The 20,602-nt window shown below is 37.5% G+C and carries 17 protein-coding genes; 15 read left to right on the top strand and 2 right to left on the bottom strand.

The genetic code is table 11. The features are described from left to right. Positions 1 to 6: 6 nt before the first annotated feature. On the bottom strand, positions 7 to 153 hold the full coding sequence (locus MHH51_RS17830) for a hypothetical protein (RefSeq protein WP_339282741.1): 147 nt from the start codon (positions 151 to 153) through the stop codon (positions 7 to 9). A gap of 133 nt (positions 154 to 286) precedes the next feature. Beyond that, positions 287 to 2,056: a glycoside hydrolase family 13 protein gene (locus MHH51_RS17825; protein ID WP_156984913.1), complete on the bottom strand. Its 1,770-nt coding sequence runs from the start codon at positions 2,054 to 2,056 to the stop codon at positions 287 to 289. A gap of 258 nt (positions 2,057 to 2,314) precedes the next feature. Between MHH51_RS17825 and MHH51_RS17820 the strand changes: the two genes are divergently transcribed. From MHH51_RS17820 to MHH51_RS17750, 15 genes are all read left to right on the top strand, one after another. Then, the gene (locus MHH51_RS17820) at positions 2,315 to 3,583 is read left to right on the top strand and encodes an extracellular solute-binding protein (protein ID WP_339282739.1); all 1,269 of its coding nucleotides are present in this window, start codon (positions 2,315 to 2,317) and stop codon (positions 3,581 to 3,583) included. Positions 3,584 to 3,694: 111 nt separating this feature from the next. Next, positions 3,695 to 5,002, top strand: coding sequence for an ABC transporter permease subunit (locus MHH51_RS17815; protein ID WP_156984912.1), 1,308 nt, complete (start codon positions 3,695 to 3,697; stop codon positions 5,000 to 5,002). Further along, positions 5,002 to 5,841 carry a sugar ABC transporter permease gene (locus tag MHH51_RS17810; protein WP_147210561.1) on the top strand — a complete coding sequence of 280 codons (840 nt, stop codon included), beginning with the start codon at positions 5,002 to 5,004 and terminating at the stop codon, positions 5,839 to 5,841. The genes MHH51_RS17815 and MHH51_RS17810 overlap by 1 nt, the downstream gene beginning before the upstream one ends. A gap of 244 nt (positions 5,842 to 6,085) precedes the next feature. Further along, the gene (locus MHH51_RS17805) at positions 6,086 to 7,105 is read left to right on the top strand and encodes a LacI family DNA-binding transcriptional regulator (protein WP_156985261.1); all 1,020 of its coding nucleotides are present in this window, start codon (positions 6,086 to 6,088) and stop codon (positions 7,103 to 7,105) included. A gap of 265 nt (positions 7,106 to 7,370) precedes the next feature. Continuing rightward, positions 7,371 to 8,432, top strand: coding sequence for a LacI family DNA-binding transcriptional regulator (locus MHH51_RS17800; protein WP_147210560.1), 1,062 nt, complete (start codon positions 7,371 to 7,373; stop codon positions 8,430 to 8,432). Positions 8,433 to 8,455: 23 nt separating this feature from the next. Next, entirely contained in the window at positions 8,456 to 9,163 is a 708-nt protein-coding gene (locus MHH51_RS17795) for a ThuA domain-containing protein (protein ID WP_339282736.1), read from the top strand. Between the two features lie 25 nt (positions 9,164 to 9,188). Continuing rightward, on the top strand, positions 9,189 to 10,217 hold the full coding sequence (locus MHH51_RS17790) for a Gfo/Idh/MocA family oxidoreductase (protein ID WP_339282735.1): 1,029 nt from the start codon (positions 9,189 to 9,191) through the stop codon (positions 10,215 to 10,217). A 6-nt stretch (positions 10,218 to 10,223) separates the two neighbouring features. Next, positions 10,224 to 11,258: a Gfo/Idh/MocA family oxidoreductase gene (locus MHH51_RS17785; RefSeq protein WP_339282733.1), complete on the top strand. Its 1,035-nt coding sequence runs from the start codon at positions 10,224 to 10,226 to the stop codon at positions 11,256 to 11,258. Between the two features lie 14 nt (positions 11,259 to 11,272). Then, the gene (locus MHH51_RS17780; RefSeq protein ID WP_156984907.1) at positions 11,273 to 12,241 is read left to right on the top strand and encodes a sugar phosphate isomerase/epimerase; all 969 of its coding nucleotides are present in this window, start codon (positions 11,273 to 11,275) and stop codon (positions 12,239 to 12,241) included. A gap of 336 nt (positions 12,242 to 12,577) precedes the next feature. Then, the gene (locus tag MHH51_RS17775; RefSeq protein ID WP_339282731.1) at positions 12,578 to 14,236 is read left to right on the top strand and encodes an alpha-glucosidase; all 1,659 of its coding nucleotides are present in this window, start codon (positions 12,578 to 12,580) and stop codon (positions 14,234 to 14,236) included. Between the two features lie 162 nt (positions 14,237 to 14,398). Next, positions 14,399 to 15,184, top strand: coding sequence for a flagellar motor stator protein MotA (gene motA, locus MHH51_RS17770; protein ID WP_147212783.1), 786 nt, complete (start codon positions 14,399 to 14,401; stop codon positions 15,182 to 15,184). Then, positions 15,177 to 15,989, top strand: a complete 813-nt coding sequence (motB, locus tag MHH51_RS17765) for a flagellar motor protein MotB (protein WP_339282727.1) — start codon at positions 15,177 to 15,179, stop codon at positions 15,987 to 15,989. The genes motA and motB overlap by 8 nt, the downstream gene beginning before the upstream one ends. Before the next feature lie 27 nt (positions 15,990 to 16,016). Further along, positions 16,017 to 18,101: a chemotaxis protein CheA gene (locus MHH51_RS17760; RefSeq protein ID WP_156984904.1), complete on the top strand. Its 2,085-nt coding sequence runs from the start codon at positions 16,017 to 16,019 to the stop codon at positions 18,099 to 18,101. Between the two features lie 129 nt (positions 18,102 to 18,230). Continuing rightward, complete coding sequence (locus MHH51_RS17755) at positions 18,231 to 18,695, top strand: chemotaxis protein CheW (protein ID WP_339282725.1); 465 nt, start codon at positions 18,231 to 18,233, stop codon at positions 18,693 to 18,695. A 623-nt stretch (positions 18,696 to 19,318) separates the two neighbouring features. Next, entirely contained in the window at positions 19,319 to 20,065 is a 747-nt protein-coding gene (locus MHH51_RS17750) for a Cof-type HAD-IIB family hydrolase (RefSeq protein WP_339282723.1), read from the top strand. Positions 20,066 to 20,602: the final 537 nt, after the last annotated feature.

The raw sequence follows: 20,602 nt of genomic DNA, 5'->3' as shown, positions 1-20,602 counted from the left end.
CTTTATTTATTCATCTTCTGCGTTCTCTTGTACTCTCTCAGCAAGTCTGCTGGCGATCCAGCGTTTTGCAGTCTCCTCATCAATTTCATATTCCTTTCCGGCACGTAATAAATCACCGTGATAAGCAGTTTGAACATTCATTTTTACTTTCATAAGAATACACCTTCTAGCGGATTGTTTACTTTTATAATAACATATTAAAAATATTGTTTGCTTCTATATTGTTGGAAATAAATTAAAAAACCAGTGAAGGAGAATGACATAGCTGTACCTTCACTGGCTTAGGTTACTTACTATAATTTCTCTGCTTTATAATTACAAAATCATTGGCAGGTAACTCAAAGTCCAATTTATCTTCTTTGATATTCAGTTCTTTTTGATTCCATAAATCAAAAGCATACTCAGTAGAACTGCAGTCCAATGATGTCTTCACTGACTGATCTGACGTATTTATAAAGAAGTGAACTGAAGTATTTTTGACAGTTCTTACAAAGTGAAAACAATCATCTTCATTATCCGGCTCGATAATGGAGAGCTTTCCTTGTGTAAATGCTTCTTCAGAAAGGCGCAATTGAATAAACTGTTTAACAAAGTTTTTCAGACTGGTATTTTGGCCTTCTTCATCCCAGACCATACATTTTCTGCATTCTGGATCTTCTCCTCCAGTCATGCCGATTTCATCCCCGTAATAAACACAAGGTGTACCAGGGAAAGAAAATAACAGGGTATATAATAGACGAACCTTGTTAATATCCTCATCGCATTCAGTCAGGACTCGTGGTGTGTCATGACTGCCAAGCAGGTTAAAAGCTGCTTCATTACTGTTTTCTGTATAAGATGTATAAGATTTGGATAATCGGTTAGCAAATTGAATAGTATTAATTTTTTCTTTTGCAATATAATCGAGTCCGGCTAAAGTGAGCGGATAGTTCATAACTGCATCAAACTGGTCTCCTTCCAGCCATGGGAGTGCATCATGCCATATTTCTCCAAGAATATATAAGTCTGGTTTAATCGATTTAACTCTTTTACGAAATGCTTTCCAAAAAGAATGATCTACTTCATTTGCCACATCCAGGCGCCAGCCGTCAATATCAAATTCTTCAATCCAATAAGAGGCTACATCTAAGAAATAAGAGCGCACTTCCGGGTTTTCGGTATTTAGTTTTGGCATTGATTCAACATATCCGAATGTATCATAGTTAGGTGGATAGACATCCTTTACTGGAAATTCATGCAGATGAAACCAGTCTGTGTATTTGGACTTTTCTTGATTTTTCAGGACATCTTGAAATGGCCCAAAATACAGACCGCTATGATTAAACACGGCGTCCAGCATTACACGGATACCTCTTTGATGACATGCATCGACAAGTTTTTTAAACGTTTCTTTGTCTCCGAATTGCGGATCAATTTCCATATAGTCAATGGTGTCGTATTTGTGATTGGAATACGCTTTAAAGATAGGTGTCAGATAAATCCCATTGATACCTAAATTTGTTAAGTAATCCAGGTTCTTAATAATCCCTTCAAAATCCCCGCCAAAAAAGTTGTCTAAGGCTGGCGCTTCACTGGCCCAGGGCAATACTTTTTCAGGATCATTTTTTTTATTTCCATTTGCAAATCGGTCCGGGAAAATTTGATACCAGACAGTCTCTTTAACCCATGCAGGTACTTCAAAAATATCAATGGGATTAATAAATGGAAAACAGAAATAATAGGATATATCGTCCGTTTCTATTTGAGAATAAAATCCTTTTTCTGTATAAATCAATGTATCTTTCCCATCATTTATTTCAAAGCCGTACCGTAAGCGCCTTGTAGGTACATCTAGTTCAATAAACCAGTAATCAAATAAATCATCGGAAGCAGCAACAGTCATCGTTTTTTTCTTGTAAGTCCATTTTTTCTTTTTCCAATCATAGGGGTCGCCGTAAATCAAATTTACTTTGTTGGCATCGTTTTTCTTCGTCTTTAACCGGATATGAAGTGTTTCTTCTTTGTAAGCATAAGCAAAGTTTCCTTTAGGTCTGTGATAGATAGCTTCTTTTAACATGGAATTCCTCCTTAAAAATAAACAACCCCTGTTTTCAAATTAAGAAAACAGGGGTTGTTGTCATGACAAAGCATTGCCCTCAAATTGTATGTGAAACATAGTAATTAAATCTATTATTTGCAGAATAGAGTTAATAAGTCAAGAGGAAAAATAAAATTATGAAACCCCTTGCAAAAATAGATTAAATAGATTAGAATGATTTTTGTAGCTGTTGTGCAAACGTTTGCGCAACTAAAAAATATAAGAGGAGTTGGGGAAATGAAAGGGAAAGTTCGTTTCTTGGCGTTAATTTCTTTACTATTTATTCTGGTTTTAGGAGCATGTACACCTGATAGAGAAGAACCAGGAGAGGAAAGTGCTGGCGGTGAATCTGAAAAGCCGGAAGAATTAGTGATTTGGATGAATGATCAGGATGAACAGATGGATGCAATTAATGAAATTGTGGAGAAATACGAAGAACAAGAAGGTATTTCAGTCAAAGTGGAAGGACGACCAATGGTTGATCAATTACAGCAATTATCATTAGCTGGACCTGAAGGGAATGGTCCGGATTTATTCTATCAGCCCCACGACCAGATTGGAAATATTGTTGCGCAAGGATTAGCGGAGCCTCTTGATGTTACGGATGACCAATTAAATAGATACGTAGATGCAGCAGTAGATGCTGTTACTTACACTTATGATGATGAAACAAATATATATGGTTTACCTGCAGTTATTGAAACATATGGTCTTTTTTATAACAAAAGTATTATTGGTGAAGCACCGGAAACAATGGAAGATGTTTTAGGATTACTGGAAGATCATACAGATGCTTCTAATGATGAATATGGATTTTTAATGCGGCCAAATGATTTCTATTTTTCTTACCCATTCTTAGTTAATTATGGTGGATATATCTTTGGGGGAGAAGTTGGTGATTATGATGTTACAGACGTTGGCTTAGCGAATGATGGTGCAATTGAAGGCGGAGAATTCTATCAAGAGTTTTTTGGCTCTGGTAAAATCCCGGCTGCTACAACTGCAGATGTAATCGATGGCTTGTTCACAGAAGGAAAAATAGGAGCAGTTATTAATGGACCTTGGAGTATTCCAGTTTATGAAAGTGCTTTGGGAGATGATTTAGCATTTGCACCTTTCCCACAAATTAATGGGGAACCAAGTTCTACTTTCGTAGGTGTTAAATCCTGGATGGTATCCTATTACTCAGAAAATAAAGATTGGGCTCAAGATTTAGCGATGTTTATTACAAACGAAGAGAATCAACAGACTTATTATGATATTGCCGGAGAGCTTCCTCCAAATGAAGAGGCTTTAAATAATATTGAAGATCCAATGTATGCTGACTTTGCTGAGCAAATTCAATTTGGTGTTCCAATGCCTAGTGCTCCAGAAATGGCCCAAGTCTGGGAACCGATGCAAAATGCATTACAGTTCTTAACTGAAGGTGAAGATGCCAGAGAAGTATTAGAAGAAGCTGTAGATCAGATCAATACAAACATACAAGCCGGCGGCGGAGGAAATTAATTAAAACGAGGAGTCTATCTCCTCTTTTTAATTTACTGATTCTTAAGGGAGCAGGCTATTAAAAATAATCTTGTTTATTTCATACACAGTTAAGTTAAAGGAGGGGTAAGATTGACTACTCCAAAAAAGCAGCCGAAAAAGAATTATCATAAACATAACCCGAATACTGCTACAATTTTGTCCATTTTATTTGCCGGGTTAGGTCAGTTATATAACCGTAGATATTTAAAAGGAAGTATATTTATTTTTATTGAAGGAGCATTCCTTCTGGCATTTTTAGATGCGTTAAATTTTGGACTTTGGGGATTGCGTACATTAGGAACCATTCCAGGAACGGATCACTCTATAAGATTACTTGTACTGGGTGTACTGTCTTTAATAGTTTCGGTCATAGCAATTACACTGTATGTATTTAATGTACTTGATGCAAGAAAACAGGCAAAAAAAATAAAAAAAGGATGGGTACCTTTAAGCTTTAAACAGGTAATTAAAGAGGCATATGATTATTCATTTCCTTATATAATTACGTTCCCAGGCCTATTCTTAATGATCTTTGTTGTTATTTTTCCATTGCTGTTTTCTTTACTATTAGCATTTACAAATTATGATTTATATCATTCTCCTCCCCGTAATTTAGTAGACTGGGTAGGATTGGATAATTTTAAGAGTTTATTTACAGTACCAATTTGGCAGGAAACCTTTCTTAGTGTATTTGTTTGGACAATTGTCTGGACAGTAGTAGCAACAACATTACAGATTGCTCTGGGTTTCTTTCTGGCAGTCCTTGTAAATGATGAAAGAGTACGATTTAAAAAATTAATCAGAACAATTTTAATCTTACCTTGGGCAGTTCCAGCGTTTGTAACTATTCTGGTATTTGCCGCAATGTTTAATGATGATTTTGGAGCGATTAACAGAGATATTATCATTCCTTTATTCGGAGGGGAGGGAATATCCTGGCTAAGTGATCCGCTCTACAGCCGTATAGCAATTATTATGATACAAACATGGCTTGGATTTCCTTTTATTTTTGCTTTGTTCACTGGAATATTGCAAAGTATCTCAAAAGATTGGTATGAAGCAGCTGACATGGATGGGGCATCACGGATTCAAAAGTTCAAAAGTATTACATTTCCCCATGTTATGTTTGCAACAGCCCCTTTATTAATTATGCAGTACGCTTCAAACTTTAATAATTTTAATGTCATTTATTTATTTAATGAAGGTGGTCCCGCAGTTCGCGGACAGAATGCCGGTGGTACAGATATTTTGATATCCTGGGTATATAAATTGACGTTCGATACAAACAACTATTCGATGGCAGCTGTTATTTCCATCATCATGGGATTAATTGTATCTGGTTTTGCATTTTACCAATTCCGAAAAACAAGATCCTTTAAAGAAGAAGGTGAAATTTAATGAGCTCGAAAACGAAATCAAAATTAGAAGTAACGGCAATTTATCTTATACTGGCAATCGTTTCTGTCATTATTTTTTATCCACTGCTTTGGACAATAGGTATGTCACTCAATCAGGGTACAAGCTTATACTCTTCAAGCATTATTCCGGATAATTTTTCGCTTGAACATTATAAATGGCTGTTCAGTCCGCAAAGCGATTATTTATTATGGTATAAAAATTCATTGATTGTTGCTTTTGCAAATGCCATCGGGAGTGTAGTCTTGACAGCATTTGTAGCTTACGCTTTTTCGAGGTTTAAATTTGTAGGACGTAAGAATGGATTGTATATCTTTTTATTACTGCAAATGTTTCCTGTAATGATGGCGATGGTTGCCCTATACATCTTCTTAAATATGATTGGGCTATTAGATTCATTAACCGGTTTAATATTGATTTATTTAGGTGGTCAAATTCCTTTTAATGCTTGGCTGGTAAAAGGGTATTTTGACACGATTCCGAAAGAGCTGGATGAAGCTGCTAAGATTGATGGAGCCGGTCCTATCAGGATTTTTTGGAGTGTTCTTCTTCCGCTGGCAAAACCTATTCTGGCAGTAGTTGCTCTATTTAATTTTATGGCGCCATTATTTGATTTTTTACTTCCGTCCATTGTAATTTCAAGTGAAGAAAATTATACTTTGGCTTTGGGGCTATACAACTTTATTAACGATCAGTTTGCGAATAATTTCACTAGATTTGCAGCAGGCTCTGTATTAATTGCTGTTCCAATCGCAACAATTTATTTATTCCTGCAAAGGTACTTAATTTCTGGTTTAGCGTCGGGTGGTACAAAAGGTTAAAATGTTGTATGCTAAATGAAATAGTTTTATAAAACTTGTTATAAAGTCCTATAAAAAGATATAAGAGACAGAGAATTTTTCCGTTATTATTTATTTTCTGCATGGTAAGCATACCTGGGGACTGCGTTGTTTTGTGAACTCCCGACGTAATAGCCTATAGAGGTTTTATTGGGGTTTGCTGGTCAGCTCTGTTTCTCTGCTTTATTAAACTATCATGAATAAGCTGACTTAGAGGGTGATGAAAATAGTTACAATCAAAGATATAGCAAAGGTGACCGGTTTTTCTCCTTCTACAGTATCCCGGGTAATTGCTAATAACTCGAGGATAAGTGAAGAGACGAAACAAAAAGTTAGAGCAGCAATGGAAGAATTAGGATATCACCCTAATCTGACTGCCAGGAATTTAGTCGTACAGTCAACGAAAACGATTGGCGTGATTATGCCGTCTTCAGCAGATAAGTCTTTGCAGAATCCATTTTTTACAGAAGTTTTAAGAGGGATAGGATCATATTTTCATCAAGAGCAGTTTTCAATGCTTCTTTCGTCTGGACAAACAGAGGAAGAAAAGTTTAAAGAAATCGAAAGAATGGTCCTGGGTAAATATGTTGATGGGGTAATTTTACTTTATTCACGACTGAATGATTCCGTAGTGGATTTTTTAAAGGAAAAGAATTTCCCTTTTGTTATGGTGGGAAAACCTTCAGAATATAAAGACGAAATAGTTCATGTAGACAATGATAATATAAAAGCGGGGAAAGATATTACTGAGCATTTGATAGAAAATGGACATAAACGGATTTCGTTTATCGGAGGAGCCGCAGATCTGGTTGTAACCATCGACCGGCAAAAAGGCTATGAAACAGCATTAAAAGAAGCTGACATTCCTGTAACAGAGGAGTATATCATCCATACAGAGTTTCTAAAGTCTGGTGGAAGGGAAGCTGTTGAACAAATTTTAGAACTTAAAGTAAAGCCGGATGCTATTGTTGTAAGCGATGACTTAATCAGTGTAGGAGTTATCAGCATGTTGGAGGAATATGGGCTGAAGGTTCCTGAACATATATCTTTAGTCAGCTTTAATAATATTTACTTCTCAGAAATTATACATCCTGCACTTACAACAGTGGATATCCAAATCTTTCGTCTTGGTGTAGAATCAGCAAAAGCAATTATTCAAATATGCACGAATCAGGTGCTGCATAAAAAGCGGATTATTATTCCTCATTCTATCGCATACCGGAATTCGGTTAAAGTAATGAAATGAAAAAATTGCTGGTAACTCGTTATCAGCAATTTTTCAAAAAAAGGTTTATAGATTTTATTATTTTTATGCAAACGTTTCCGTTGATGTGATTGAAAGGGAAATGATGTTTTAAATAGAATGAATATAATACTCTTGCATATCAATAAAATGAATGATAGTATTAAACCAAAATTTCATGCAAACGTTTGCTTTATTTTGAATGTAATTAAAAGGTTTTTAATTAAGATTCTTTTTAATACAAATTTTAGGAAGGAAAAGTATTCACATGGCAATAACTATCAAAGATGTAGCTAAAGCAGCGAATGTTGCCCCTTCTACCGTTTCCCGAGTAATTTCTGACAGCAGGCATATCAGTGAAAAAACAAAAAAGAAGGTTCGACAGGTAATGAACGAACTCGGATATCATACCAATCTGAATGCCAGAGGTCTTGTTCAGCAATCTACGAAAACATTAGGCGTTGTATTAAAGTATTCGGAAAGCGATGCATGGAAATTAGGAAATCTATTTGTCTCTGAGGTTTTACAAGGGATAAGTGCTCACTGTCAACAGCACGGATACAGTATTATGATTACTACAGGAAGCACAGAAGAAGAAATTTATAAAGATGTTGGCCGAATGGTACAAGGAAAACAAGTAGACGGAATTATTGTTTTATACGCTAAGAAAAATGATAAAGTGGTTCCTTTTTTATTGGAAAAAGCAATTCCTTTTTCTGTTGTCGGAAAACCAATGGAAAGAATGAATGAAATCATGTTTGTGGACAACGACAATATGCAGGCAGCTAAAGATGCTACGGAATTTTTAATCCATAGAAATCACAGCCGAATTGGTTTTATAGGAGATAATCCCACCTTTCAAGTAATTCAGGATCGCGTAGAAGGTTACTATAAGGCTCTTGAAGAACATGGTATCCGAAGAGATGCAAGCTATGTGAAATTTGTACATACTCCAGAAGAGGAAGGGGCAGTAGTAGAAGAATTTTTAATAATGGAAGCGAAACCAACAGCGCTTGTCATTTCTACCCCGCTTCAAGGAGTAGGTGTATTAAAAGCATTACATAAAAGAGGAGTGCATGTACCTGATGAAATAAGCTTGGTTGTTTTTAACAAGACATTGATAACAGAAATGTCGATACCTGTGCTTACGTCCATAGACACAGAAGCTTTTCAGCTTGGTTATGAAGCTTCAAGAGGGGTAGTTGAGCTGATTAATAATCCTGATACTTTCAAACGCAGTGTAATTATTCCTGCAAAAATTGAGCCGAGAGAGTCTCATAGAAAATTAACTAAAGATAATAGTTCTGTCATCAATGTAACGATGGAATAAAAGAAAAATAAGGAGTGTCTGATATGAATATAGTAGTATGGAATGAAAATCGTCACGAAAAAACAAATGAAACAGTTGCTTCTATTTATCCGAAAGGGATTCACGGAGCAATTGCCGGTTTTTTAACAGAAGCGGGTCATGATGTTACTACGGCGACATTAGATGAGCCGGAGCATGGTTTATCGGAGGATTTATTAGAGAAAACAGATGTGCTGATCTGGTGGGGGCATATGGCACATGATGAAGTACAGGATGACATTGTAGAAAGAGTGAAAAAGCGTGTGTTAGACGGCATGGGATTAATTGTTCTTCACTCAGGGCATTTCTCGAAAATCTTTAAATCTCTTATGGGAACAGGCTGTGATTTGAAATGGCGTGAATCAGACGATACAGAACGTGTTTGGAATGTAGACCCATCCCATCCAATTGCCAAAGGAATTGGCGAGTACTTTGAAATTGAAAAAGAAGAAATGTATGGAGAGCATTTTGATATTCCTGCACCGGATGAGCTGATTTTTGTCAGCTGGTTTACTGGCGGGGAAGTTTTCCGGAGTGGAGCTACCTTTAAACGAGGCCGTGGGAAAATATTCTATTTCCGTCCTGGTCATGAAACCTATCCAACCTATCATCTGGAAGAGGTCCAGCAGGTAATTAAAAATGCTGTAGAATGGGCTGAGAACCAAAATACACCGAAGCATACATACGGTAATTTCCAGCCGATTGAAAAATAAAACAATGTAGAGAGGAAGATAAGAGATGAGTTTAAAAGTAGCAGTTATCGGATGCGGCAGTATTGCAACACATCGGCATCTGCCGGAGTACGCAGCGAATGAGAATGTCGAAATCACAGCAGTTTGCGACATTGTTGGCGAACGGGCAGAGGAAGCAGCAGCAAAATATCAAGCTAAAGCTTATACAGATTATAAAACACTGTTGAAAGAAGAGAGCATTGATGCTGTCAGTGTCTGTCTGCCAAACTATTTACATGCACCTGTCAGCATTGATGCGCTGAATACCGGTGCGCATGTACTTTGTGAAAAACCGATGGCAACTTCTATAGAAGAAGCAGATAAAATGATAGAAGCTGCGGAACGAAACGGGAAGAAATTAATGATTGGACATAATCAGCGTTTTGTTGCTTCTCACCAAAAAGCCAAAGAGCTGATTGAATCTGGAGCGATTGGAAAGGTTTACAGCTTCCGTACAGCATTTGGACATGGCGGCCCAGAAGGCTGGAGTGCTGATGGGAAAGAGAGCTGGTTCTTTAAAAAAGACGAAGCATTTATCGGAGCAATGGGCGATTTAGGCGTACATAAAGCAGATTTAGCCCGTTATCTATTGCAGGATGAGTTTGTGGAAGTAGGAGCATTTGTGGAGACAAGTGCAAAAGAAAATACAGATGTCGATGATAACGCGACACTGATTCTTAAATCAGCAAAGGGCACAATTGGAACGTTGGCAGCAAGCTGGGCGTATACGGCAAAAGAGGATAACGCGACAATTATTTATGGAGAAAAAGCAACACTCCGTTTAGAGGACGATCCAACCTATTCGCTGGTGGCTCAATATGCAAATGGCGAAACTGTAAAGTACGAGCTCGGTGCTATTCAGTCCAACGACGAAGGCGGGCAGACAACAACCCATGTTATTAATCATTTTATTGAAGCGATTCAAAACAATACTGTTCCATTAATTGACGGGATAGAAGGAAAGAAATCTCTCGCCATTATTTTAGGAGCTTTAGAATCGGTTAAAACCAAAAGAATCTATTCATTGGAGAAGTGACCAATTATGAAAAGGTTAAAAATAGGGTTGATTGGTGCGGGAGGAATAGCAGAGAACCGTCATATTCCTGCTTACCAGTCATTAAAAGAGCAAGTAGAAATAACTGGGGTACAGGATGTTAACCTTGTCCGTGCCAGAGAAGTAGCAGAAAAATATGCTATTCCGCATGTGTATGAAGATTATTTAGAAATGTTAAAGCATGTTGATGCCGTAACGATTTGTACCCCAAATAAATTTCATGAATCAATAGCAGTTGCAGCTTTGAACCAGGGGGTTCATGTTTTATGTGAGAAACCGATGGCAATGAATACAGCTGAGGGAGAGCGGATGGTAGATGCTGCGGAAAAAAATAACCGTATATTAATGATTGGTTACCATTACCGATTTATGGATGCCGTTGTTTTGGCAAAGCAGTCCATGGCTGAAGTTGGAGATCCTATTGTTACGCGCGTTCAGGCTTTACGTCAAAGAAAGGTTCCTGGCTGGGGTGTATTTATTAACAAGCAGCTTCAGGGCGGAGGCAGTTTAATAGATTGGGGCTGCCATTTACTAGATACAGCTCTCTGGCTTGTTTCTCCCTCTAAACCGATAGAAGTAAATGCGCAAACCTATCAGCGTCTAAGCAAGCAGCCGAATCAGGTTAATGATTGGGGGAGCTATGACCATGAAGCTATTGATGTCGATGATCATGTGAGCGCTTATATACGTTTTGATGATCAGAGTACGTTATTATTTGAATGCTCCTGGGCGGCAAATATAAAAGAAGATCAGACGCATGTCTCGATATCAGGAGAAAATGGTGGACTAAGCGTTTTTCCATTTGAATTCTATCAGCCGAAGTTTAACAGAATGATGGAAACGTACACAGAGACCGTGGAGGATCATCAGCAGGCCGGAGTTTTGCAGGCGAAGAATTTTATTGATGCCTGCTTAGGAAGAGATCAATTAAGAAGCAGTCCACAAGATGCGCTGAAAGTAAGCAAAGTAATTGATGCAATTTATGAAAGCAGTGATCAGGGGAAAAGTGTTTTTATAAACTAAAGGAGGCGCTAATAATGAAACTGGGTGTATTTACCGTTTTATTTGCAGAAAAAAAGTTTGAAGATATGCTGGATTATGTAAAAGATGCCGGATTAGATGCTGTGGAAATCGGGACAGGTGGAAACCCTGGTACAGCACATTGTCAAATTGATGAGCTGCTGGAAAGTAAGGAGAAACGAAAGGAATTCAAGGATAAGGTGGAATCGCGGGGGTTAACTATTAGTGCATTCAGCTGCCACGATAATCCTGTTTCGCCTAACAAGGCACATGCTAAAACAAGCCATGACGCATTTGTAAAAACTGTTCGTCTGGCGGAAATGCTGGATGTCCCTGTTGTGAATACATTTTCTGGTACACCGGGATCGAATGAAGATTCAAAATATCCTAATTGGCCGGTAACTCCATGGCCAACAGAGTACTCCGATATTTTAAATTGGCAATGGGAAGAAAAGCTGATTCCGTATTGGAAAGAGCAGGGGCAATTTGCAGAAGATCATGGTGTAAAGGTTGGACTGGAGCTGCATGCCGGTTTTCTTGTCCATACTCCATATACGATGCTGAAGCTTCGTGAAGCAACAAATAATGCTATCGGGGCAAACCTTGATCCGAGTCACTTATGGTGGCAGGGAATTGATCCGGTTGCGGCTATTAAAATTTTAGGAAAAGCTGGAGCTATTCATCATTTTCATGCCAAAGACACATATATTGATCAGGATAATGTTAACATGTACGGCTTAACCGACATGCAGCCATATGGAGATGTGCAGACCAGAGCCTGGAGCTTTCGCTCGGTAGGGTATGGGCATAGTATTCAGGAATGGTCCAATATTGTGAGTGCGCTTAGAACGTATGGCTATGATTATGTTATCAGTATCGAGCACGAGGATCCAATTATGTCTATTGAGGAAGGCTTTCATGCAGCGGTGAAAAATTTAAAACAGGTAAATATAACAGAAGCGCCAGCCACAATGTGGTGGGCTTAAGATAAATTGAACTGGACTATATGCTCTGGTAACAAGCGTATATTTCCAGTTCCATTTTTAGTTCCATTTTACCTTTCACTGTTTGTATTCTTTATATCTATTATTTGTTTATCAATTATCGAAATAATAAATAACACTATCATATAGATTTGACTGTCCTTTCTTATCGACAACGATTATGATAAGTACAATGAATATTTTTCTGATGAATTTGATTTTTCTGTATTTAAAGGTTTTAATTAGATATTAATGTTATTTTTCACATTCTCTACATTTTATTGAGTATTTTTACATCTAGGTAAAAAAGCATGGTTATTCAAGAAGGGAAGTCGGCATATGAAAAAAACATGGTGGAAAGAAGCAACAGCTTATCAAATTTATCCAAGAAGCTTTATGGATTCTAACGGAGACGGAATCGGTGATATACAGGGTATTATTTCTAAACTGGATTATTTAAAGGATTTAGGAATAGAGGTTATCTGGGTTAGCCCTGTTTATCAATCTCCTAATGATGATAACGGCTATGACATTAGTGATTATCAGGAAATCGCAGAAGAGTTTGGAACAATGTCAGACTTTGATGATCTGCTTGAAAAAGTTCACCAAAAAGGTATGCGTCTGATTATGGACCTGGTAATTAATCATACTTCTGATGAGCACCCCTGGTTTGTTGAGTCTAAGTCATCTAAAAACAGCCCATACCGCGATTATTATATTTGGCGCCCCGGGAAGAAAAACGGGGAAGCACCGAATAATTGGGAGTCTATTTTTGGAGGTTCAGCATGGAAATATGATGAACAGACAAAAGAATACTTTATGCATATTTTTTCCGAAAAACAGCCTGATTTAAATTGGGAAAATGAAGCAGTACGCAAAGATTTGTATAAAATGGTAAACTGGTGGCTGGATAAAGGAATTGACGGCTTTCGTGTCGATGCAATCTCGCATATTAAGAAAAAGTCTGGGTTTCCTGATTTACCGAATCCGAAAAAGAAAAAATATGTTCCTTCTTTTAAAGGACATATGAATCAGGATGGCATCCATGCGTTTCTGCAGGAATTTAAAAAAGCCACGCTGGATCACTATGACATTATGGCTGTCGGAGAAGCTAATGGTGTAAAGCTGTCACAGGCAGATGACTGGGTCGGCGAAAAGCATGGTGTATTTGATATGATTTTTCAATTTGATCACCTTAATCTTTGGGGACGTGAAACAGGTGAGGGCCTTGACTTAGAAGAACTGAAGGATGTATTTACCACCTGGCAAAAGGGTTTGGAGAAAGTTGGCTGGAATGCATTGTTTTTAGAAAATCATGATCAGCCGCGCTCCGTTTCCAGCTGGGGAGATCCACAGAATTATCATACGGCTTCGGCAAAAGCTTTTGCTGTACTATATTTTATGATGCAGGGGACACCTTTTATTTATCAGGGGCAGGAAATTGGAATGACGAATGCTCCATTTGAATCTATCGAGGAGTATGATGCCGTTGATGCAAAGAATTTTTATAAGGAGCAGCTGGAAAAAGGCGTTCCGAAAGAAGAAATATTAGCGGCGTTAGCGAAGACAAGCCGGGACCATTCACGTACGCCAATGCAATGGAGTAGTAAAGCGAACGCAGGGTTTACAACTGGAACACCCTGGATGAAAGTAAATCCAAATTATACATCTATCAATGTAGAAGAGCAGCAAAATCATGCCGATTCTATTTTGAACTTTTATAAACAGCTGATTGCATTACGAAAACAAGAACAGGGACTCATTTATGGAAATTATGATCTTATGATAGAGAATCATCCAGGCGTATATGCATATACGCGGACATATCAAGAAGATAAGTGGCTCATCCTGGTAAATGTTTTTGGAAAAGAAACGGAATATAAATTGCCGGGAAAATTAAAGGATAAATCATTAAAATTACTGATTAATAATTATGAAGAGGCAGCACAAGGAAAACTTAAACCATATCAAGCTGTCATTTATCAAGTTAATGGATGAAAAACAGGCTCGTGCACATTGCACAGCCTGTTTTTCTTTATCTGGATCAATCATTTGTAAAATACTTGTCGATTAATGCGAAATTTACCTTACGAGAGACTTCATAATTTATGAATTTTACCGATATTAAAAGTAGGTACAATGGAAAACGGGAGGATACATATGGATAAATCATCAGTCATAGGATTAATATTAGGACTAATTGCTGTCGGTGTCGGAATGGTATTAAAAGGTGCAGAATTAACTGCATTGCTTGAGCCGGCAGCATTTCTTATCATTCTGCTTGGAACAGTCGCAGCAGTTACAATTGCCTTTCCAGGAAGTGTTTTAAAAAAAGTTCCATCATTATTTAAAAAGTTATTTTTTGAAGAAAAACAAACAGATTCTAAAGAGCTTATTGTCTTATTTATGGATTGGGCAGACCAAACTCGTAAAGAGGGTCTTCTTTCTTTAGAAAGTCAAGTAAGTGAAGTGAATGATCCATTTCTTTCATCGGGCCTGCAATTAGCAATTGACGGGCAATCACCTGATTTTATTAAGGATGTCATGATTGAAAAAATAGAAGCAATGGAGCAGCGGCATGAAGAAGGGGCTGCCATTTTCTCACAAGCTGGTACATATGCTCCAACGCTGGGAGTACTTGGCGCAGTAATCGGATTGATTGCAGCACTGGCTGATATGTCTGATATTGATGCTTTGGGACATGCTATTTCTGCAGCGTTTGTAGCAACATTGTTAGGGATTTTTACAGGATACGTATTATGGCATCCATTTGCTAATAAACTGCGTGAAAAGTCAAAACAGGAAATAATGCAAAAAGAATTAATTGTTGAAGGCGTCTTGTCCATTACAACAGGCGATTCCCGGTTAATTGTGCAGGAAAAACTGGGATCCTTACTTTCATCCAAAGAATTAGCAGAGCTGCAGAAGAGGGATAGCGATGGCTAGAAGAAGGAAAAAGAAAAAACAATCACATGTAGATGAGTCATGGCTGCTTCCTTATTCTGATTTATTAACATTATTAGTAGCGTTATTTATTGTTTTATTCGCTTCAAGTGATATCAATGTAGAAAAATATTTCCAGCTTGCTAACGTTTTTCGTGATGAATTATCGGCTGGATCAGGTACAGGTCTCTTGGATTATGAATCCGAACCGATTCCTCCAAGCGTAAAAGAAGGCCGGGATGACGGCGATTATATCGAGGAGGGCAAGGATGATGAGGAAGGAACTGCAGAAGAGGACTTAGAAGGTCAACAGGAGCTTCTTAAGCTTCAGGGAATTCAAAGAGAAATTAATGATTATATTGAAGAAGCAGGTCTAACGGAAGAGTTTGGGACCGAGCTGACCGGAGAAGGACTGCTCATTACGATGCGTAATGATATTCTGTTTGATTCGGGCAGCGCGGTAGTTAAACCAGAGGGAAGACAGGTAGCGGAGGATGTTTCTCAAATCCTGTATACAGAGCCTCCTCATCAGGTTGTTATTAGTGGTCATGCCGATGACGTTCCTATTCACAATGCAGAATATGATTCGAACTGGGAACTCAGTGTGAATCGTGCAATGAATTTTATGCAGATTATTCTTGAAAATAACAACCTTGACGCAACCTTGTTCAGCGTAAAAGGACATGGAGAATTTGATCCGGCATATCCAAATGATACAGAGGAAAACAGGGCAAGGAATCGGCGCGTAGAGGTATTGGTTTTACCGAATTATGAGATTAATGTGCCAGAGGAAACAGGGGAGCAATAGAATGTAGAGAGAATAGAGGGGAATCATATGGATACGCAACAATATTTAGATATTTTCTTAGATGAAAGCCAGGAGCATTTACAGTCAATCAATGATTTTTTATTGAAATTGGAGGAAGACTCTTCTAATTTGGAGTTTGTACATGAGATATTCCGCTCTGCACATACGCTAAAAGGAATGGCTGCAACAATGGGGTACGAGGATATCGCCTCACTTACACATAAAATGGAGAATGTACTGGATTTAATTCGTAATGAGGAGTTAGTGACGAATACTAAAATAATAGATACTTTATTTATTGCCATCGATGATTTAGAAGATATGGTTGACTCTATTCGCAATGGCGGAGATGGGAAGAAAGATGTCAGCGAGCATGTCAAAAAGCTGGAAGCGATTGAAAAAGGAGAGAAGATTTCAGAATCTGCTGCAACCGTTGCAGTTGAAGAATCCTTCGATGCAGTCAATCATTTCAGGACTTCTGATTTAGATGAATTCCAGCTTACAGTTGTTCAGCAGGCGAAAGAGCAAGGTATGGTTCCCTATGATTTAACAGTCACTTTTGAAGCGAGCTGCATTTTAAAGGGTGCCAGAGCATTTATGGTTTTTGAAGTATTAGAGAATTTGGGAGAAATTATTCGGACTTCTCCAACTGTCGAAGAAATCGAAGAAGGAACTTTTGATTCTGGATTTACTTTATTATTTCTGACAGATCAGGAGCCTGAAAAATTGATTGAAGCGGTCAAAAATATATCAGAAGTAGAAGCTGTCGAAGCACACGTTATTCAGACTGATGTTGGATCTGCTGATAGTCAGAAACAAGCAGAGAATAAACAGGCAGATACTGCACAAAAAGATGGAAAACCTGCCCCGGAAAAGGCAAATAAAGTACACGCAGAAGTGTCCGAGTCGAAGCCTCAAGTACCTCAAAAGAATAATACAACACAAAATAACGTAAAGAAAACAGCTTCTAAAAATATTCGGGTAAATCTTGATAAAATTGATAACCTCTTAAATCTATTTGAAGAGGTTGTCATTGACAGAAGCCGTTTAGAAGTGCTTGTTTCATCAATAGATAATAGTGATTTAAGAGAAACTGTTGAACATTTAAGCAGAGTAAGCTCTGATATGCAATCTCTGATTCTTGCGATGCGAATGGTTCCGATAGAACAGGTATTTAATCGGTTCCCAAGAATGATACGTCAGTTATCCAAAGATTTGAATAAAAAAATTGCCTTGGAAATAAAAGGTGCTGAAACAGAAGTGGACCGTACAGTAATCGATGAAATTGGCGACCCGCTTGTCCACTTAATTCGTAACTCCTGTGATCATGGAATTGAACATCCGAAAGAGCGTATTGCGAATAATAAACCGGAGGAAGGTAAGCTGATTCTGCGAGCTTACCACAGCGGGAATTATGTTTTTGTTGAAATTGAAGATGATGGTGCGGGAATTAATCGTGAAAAAGTATCGCAAAAAGCGATTGAAAATAATATTATTACGCCACAGCAGGCTAAAGAGCTAACGGATGACCAGGTTGCTGCGTTAATTATGAGCTCCGGCTTCAGTACAGCTGATACTATTTCCGATGTATCCGGGCGTGGCGTAGGATTAGATGTTGTAAAGAATAAAATAGAAGCTTTAGGCGGTAAAATTTCTGTAACAACAGCTTCAGGTAAAGGCAGTATTTTTTCCATACAGCTGCCGCTGACTCTATCGATTATAACAACAATGCTTGTGCATATTAAAAAAGAAACTTTTGCAATTCCATTAACTTCCATTTTAGAGACGGTGATGCTGCCTAAAGAGAAGATTATGGATGCCCACGGTGCAGATGTTATTGATTATCGCGGTAAAATTATACCTGTCCTTTCTTTAGGAAAGGTGCTGCAAGTTCCGGATTGTGAGACAGATGCAGATCGTTTTTCTACAGTGATTATTAAAAAGGGTGAAAAGCTGGTAGGATTAATTGTTGATGAATTGATCGGCCAGCAGGAGGTTGTATTAAAATCTCTTGGAAATTATCTCGGAGAAGTATTTGCTGTATCAGGTGCAACTATTTTAGGCGATGGTGAGGTTGCTCTTATTATTGATCCCAATGCATTAATTGATTAAAGAGGAGGTTCAACAAGTCCAATAAAGGCGATACGGAGAATTTCTACATTAATGAACTTTTTTGTCCTATTTACCGGACTTTTTGAACACATATTTAAAACAAAAAATCCAAAAAAGGAGATAAAATCAATGGATACAGATAAACATATCTTATTTAAATTAAAAGAACAGACCTTTGCTGTCCATGTGCAGCAAATTGTTTCAATAGAACGCGAATTATCTTTAACAAAAGTACCTCGTACTCCTGATTTTATGATGGGTGTTACAGAAATGCGCGGAATTATGACACCTATTATCGATTTACGTGAAAGATTGAATCTTGGCGGTGTTGAAATAACTGATCAGACCAGGACCCTTGTCGTTCAAGTAGATGATATGCAAATTGGTATGCTGGTTGATCAGGCTACAGAAGTAAAGGATATTCCGTCTTCATTAATAAAATCTGCACCAAAGCTTGTGGGTGAAATAAAAGATACCTTTTTATTAGGGGTAGCTACAATTGATGATGAACTAATTTTATTATTAGATTTAGAACAGATTATTCAATTTACCGAAAAAAATCAGCTTCAGGAAGTAATGAATGAGCTTGATTAATTCTTAGTATAATAATTTTTTGAAAGATAGCACTTAATTAGGAAATATCTGATTAAGTGTTTTTCTGTGTAGAGAGTTTATAAGGATTAAAAAAAGCCCATAAATAATTAAGAAGCGGAGAATGATTTTATGTTAAAAACTGTTTATGAGATGGCGCATAAGTATTGGAAATATGTAAGAAGCATATTGACAATCGTAAACGGGACTCGGGTTGTGATTACTTATTCCGTCATAACGTGTCGCAGTGGTCATGTTAATCTGACAAAACTGTTGGATTTCTCAACCATTGACAATTATTATCTGCTTAGTTAAATATTCTTTTAGGAAAGAAAGAGTATTTCCTGGGAAATATAATAGAATAATTTGTTGAAATAACTGTTATCTTAATGAATGAATTATTTTATAGAGTTGAGACAAAAAGAAGTGTTTGGTTTGGAAATCGATAATATATTAACAAACAGAGTATATTTCTGAAGTGGTTATTTGCATAACTGTGCGCGGAATTTGCTGATGATAATTTTTTGTCTCAGTTTTCTTAGGAAGAATGAAGAGAAATTTCGTTTTAGTAGTAAAAGTATAAGCATTTCTATTATACTTAAAGCAGGATAAAAGAGAAATGAGGAATGGACGATATGACAAAAGCTATTAAACTGATTGCCCTGGATATGGATGGAACATTATTAACTCCGGAACTTGAGGTATCAAAGCGGAACAATGAAGCAATTCAAGAAGCATTAAATCAAGGCATTCAAGTTGTTTTAAGTACTGGACGGGGATTCCAGGGCTGTTATCCATATGCAAAAGAATTAAATTTACAGACGTTCTTGATTACTGCAAATGGAGGTGAGGTTTGGACAGTTGAAAAAGAATTATTGCGGCAGAAATTGCTTGCTAATGATATAGTGGAGAAGCTGTATGCAGTTACAGAAGAGGTTGGCATACGCAGATGGATGATTTCTACTGAAAAAGTATTTTATGATGATGAATTTGTAAATATACAGGATTACCAATGGCTAAAATTTGGTTGTGCTTCGGAGGATCAAGAGAAATTAAATGAAGTTAAAAGAAGGCTGGCAGGATTTAGTGGCCTGGAATTAACGAATTCATTGCCAACAAACATTGAAATTAATCCTGAAGGAGTAAGCAAAGCAGATGCATTAGATTTTCTTTGTAAACGTACAGGTATTTCAATGGAGGAAGTTATGGCAGTTGGTGATAGCTTGAATGATGTAAAAATGATTCAAGAGGCAGCTGTAGGCGTTGCTATGGGCAATGCTCAAGAAAAAATTAAAGAGGTAGCAGATGCAATTACCTCCAGTAATACGGAAGATGGAGTCGGAAAAGCAATTGAAAAATTTGCACTGAGATAATCAATACGAAAAGCAGTAAAAAGTTTATATTATAAAAAGGAATTAGACAGTTTTATTATTCTGTCTGATTTTTTTAAAAAGATAAGAAAGTATATAAAAATGCTGAAGGCAGCCGCTGCAATGGTTTTCATGGGGTGAGTAATCGCAACCCCAGAAATACACTACGCTTTCCGTGGGCCCCGAGCTCATCTCCTCGAAAAAAAGAAGAGCACTTTTTTCTGCGGAGGCATACAGGATGTATGTCAGTTCGGTGCCTGAGACAAGACGTCGCGAACTTAACCGAACCTCCTTTCGTTTTGCGCATGCCCACAGGAGTCTCAGTGTATTTCTTCTGGAACTGGGACTGCGATTACTCGTCCCATCAAAAAGCGTCGCTAAAATTAGCTTTATTTCTTTGTGAAAAAGTAAATAAAACATATTTCTTCTTAGATGGGAGCAACTTCCCGCAGCGGACATCTCCTTGGCTGGAAAACCAGTATTTTAAAGACCAAGTGATTTTCTTGGTCTTTCTTAAACAGTAATCTTCACAGTAAGAAT

It is taken from the genome of Oceanobacillus sp. FSL K6-3682 (genome assembly GCF_037976165.1).
Taxonomy (GTDB): Bacteria; Bacillota; Bacilli; order Bacillales; family Amphibacillaceae; genus Oceanobacillus; species Oceanobacillus sojae.
This window is presented reverse-complemented; position numbering and strand designations above follow the sequence as displayed.

Coding starts and splice junctions, on each gene's coding strand:
- MHH51_RS17830 (WP_339282741.1), bottom strand. CDS start 153: ATGAAAGTAAAAATGAATGTTCAAACTGCTTATCACGGTGATTTATTA.
- MHH51_RS17825 (WP_156984913.1), bottom strand. CDS start 2,056: ATGTTAAAAGAAGCTATCTATCACAGACCTAAAGGAAACTTTGCTTAT.
- MHH51_RS17820 (WP_339282739.1), top strand. CDS start 2,315: ATGAAAGGGAAAGTTCGTTTCTTGGCGTTAATTTCTTTACTATTTATT.
- MHH51_RS17810 (WP_147210561.1), top strand. CDS start 5,002: ATGAGCTCGAAAACGAAATCAAAATTAGAAGTAACGGCAATTTATCTT.
- MHH51_RS17800 (WP_147210560.1), top strand. CDS start 7,371: ATGGCAATAACTATCAAAGATGTAGCTAAAGCAGCGAATGTTGCCCCT.
- MHH51_RS17795 (WP_339282736.1), top strand. CDS start 8,456: ATGAATATAGTAGTATGGAATGAAAATCGTCACGAAAAAACAAATGAA.
- MHH51_RS17790 (WP_339282735.1), top strand. CDS start 9,189: ATGAGTTTAAAAGTAGCAGTTATCGGATGCGGCAGTATTGCAACACAT.
- MHH51_RS17785 (WP_339282733.1), top strand. CDS start 10,224: ATGAAAAGGTTAAAAATAGGGTTGATTGGTGCGGGAGGAATAGCAGAG.
- MHH51_RS17780 (WP_156984907.1), top strand. CDS start 11,273: ATGAAACTGGGTGTATTTACCGTTTTATTTGCAGAAAAAAAGTTTGAA.
- MHH51_RS17775 (WP_339282731.1), top strand. CDS start 12,578: ATGAAAAAAACATGGTGGAAAGAAGCAACAGCTTATCAAATTTATCCA.
- motA (WP_147212783.1), top strand. CDS start 14,399: ATGGATAAATCATCAGTCATAGGATTAATATTAGGACTAATTGCTGTC.
- motB (WP_339282727.1), top strand. CDS start 15,177: ATGGCTAGAAGAAGGAAAAAGAAAAAACAATCACATGTAGATGAGTCA.
- MHH51_RS17760 (WP_156984904.1), top strand. CDS start 16,017: ATGGATACGCAACAATATTTAGATATTTTCTTAGATGAAAGCCAGGAG.
- MHH51_RS17755 (WP_339282725.1), top strand. CDS start 18,231: ATGGATACAGATAAACATATCTTATTTAAATTAAAAGAACAGACCTTT.
- MHH51_RS17750 (WP_339282723.1), top strand. CDS start 19,319: ATGGACGATATGACAAAAGCTATTAAACTGATTGCCCTGGATATGGAT.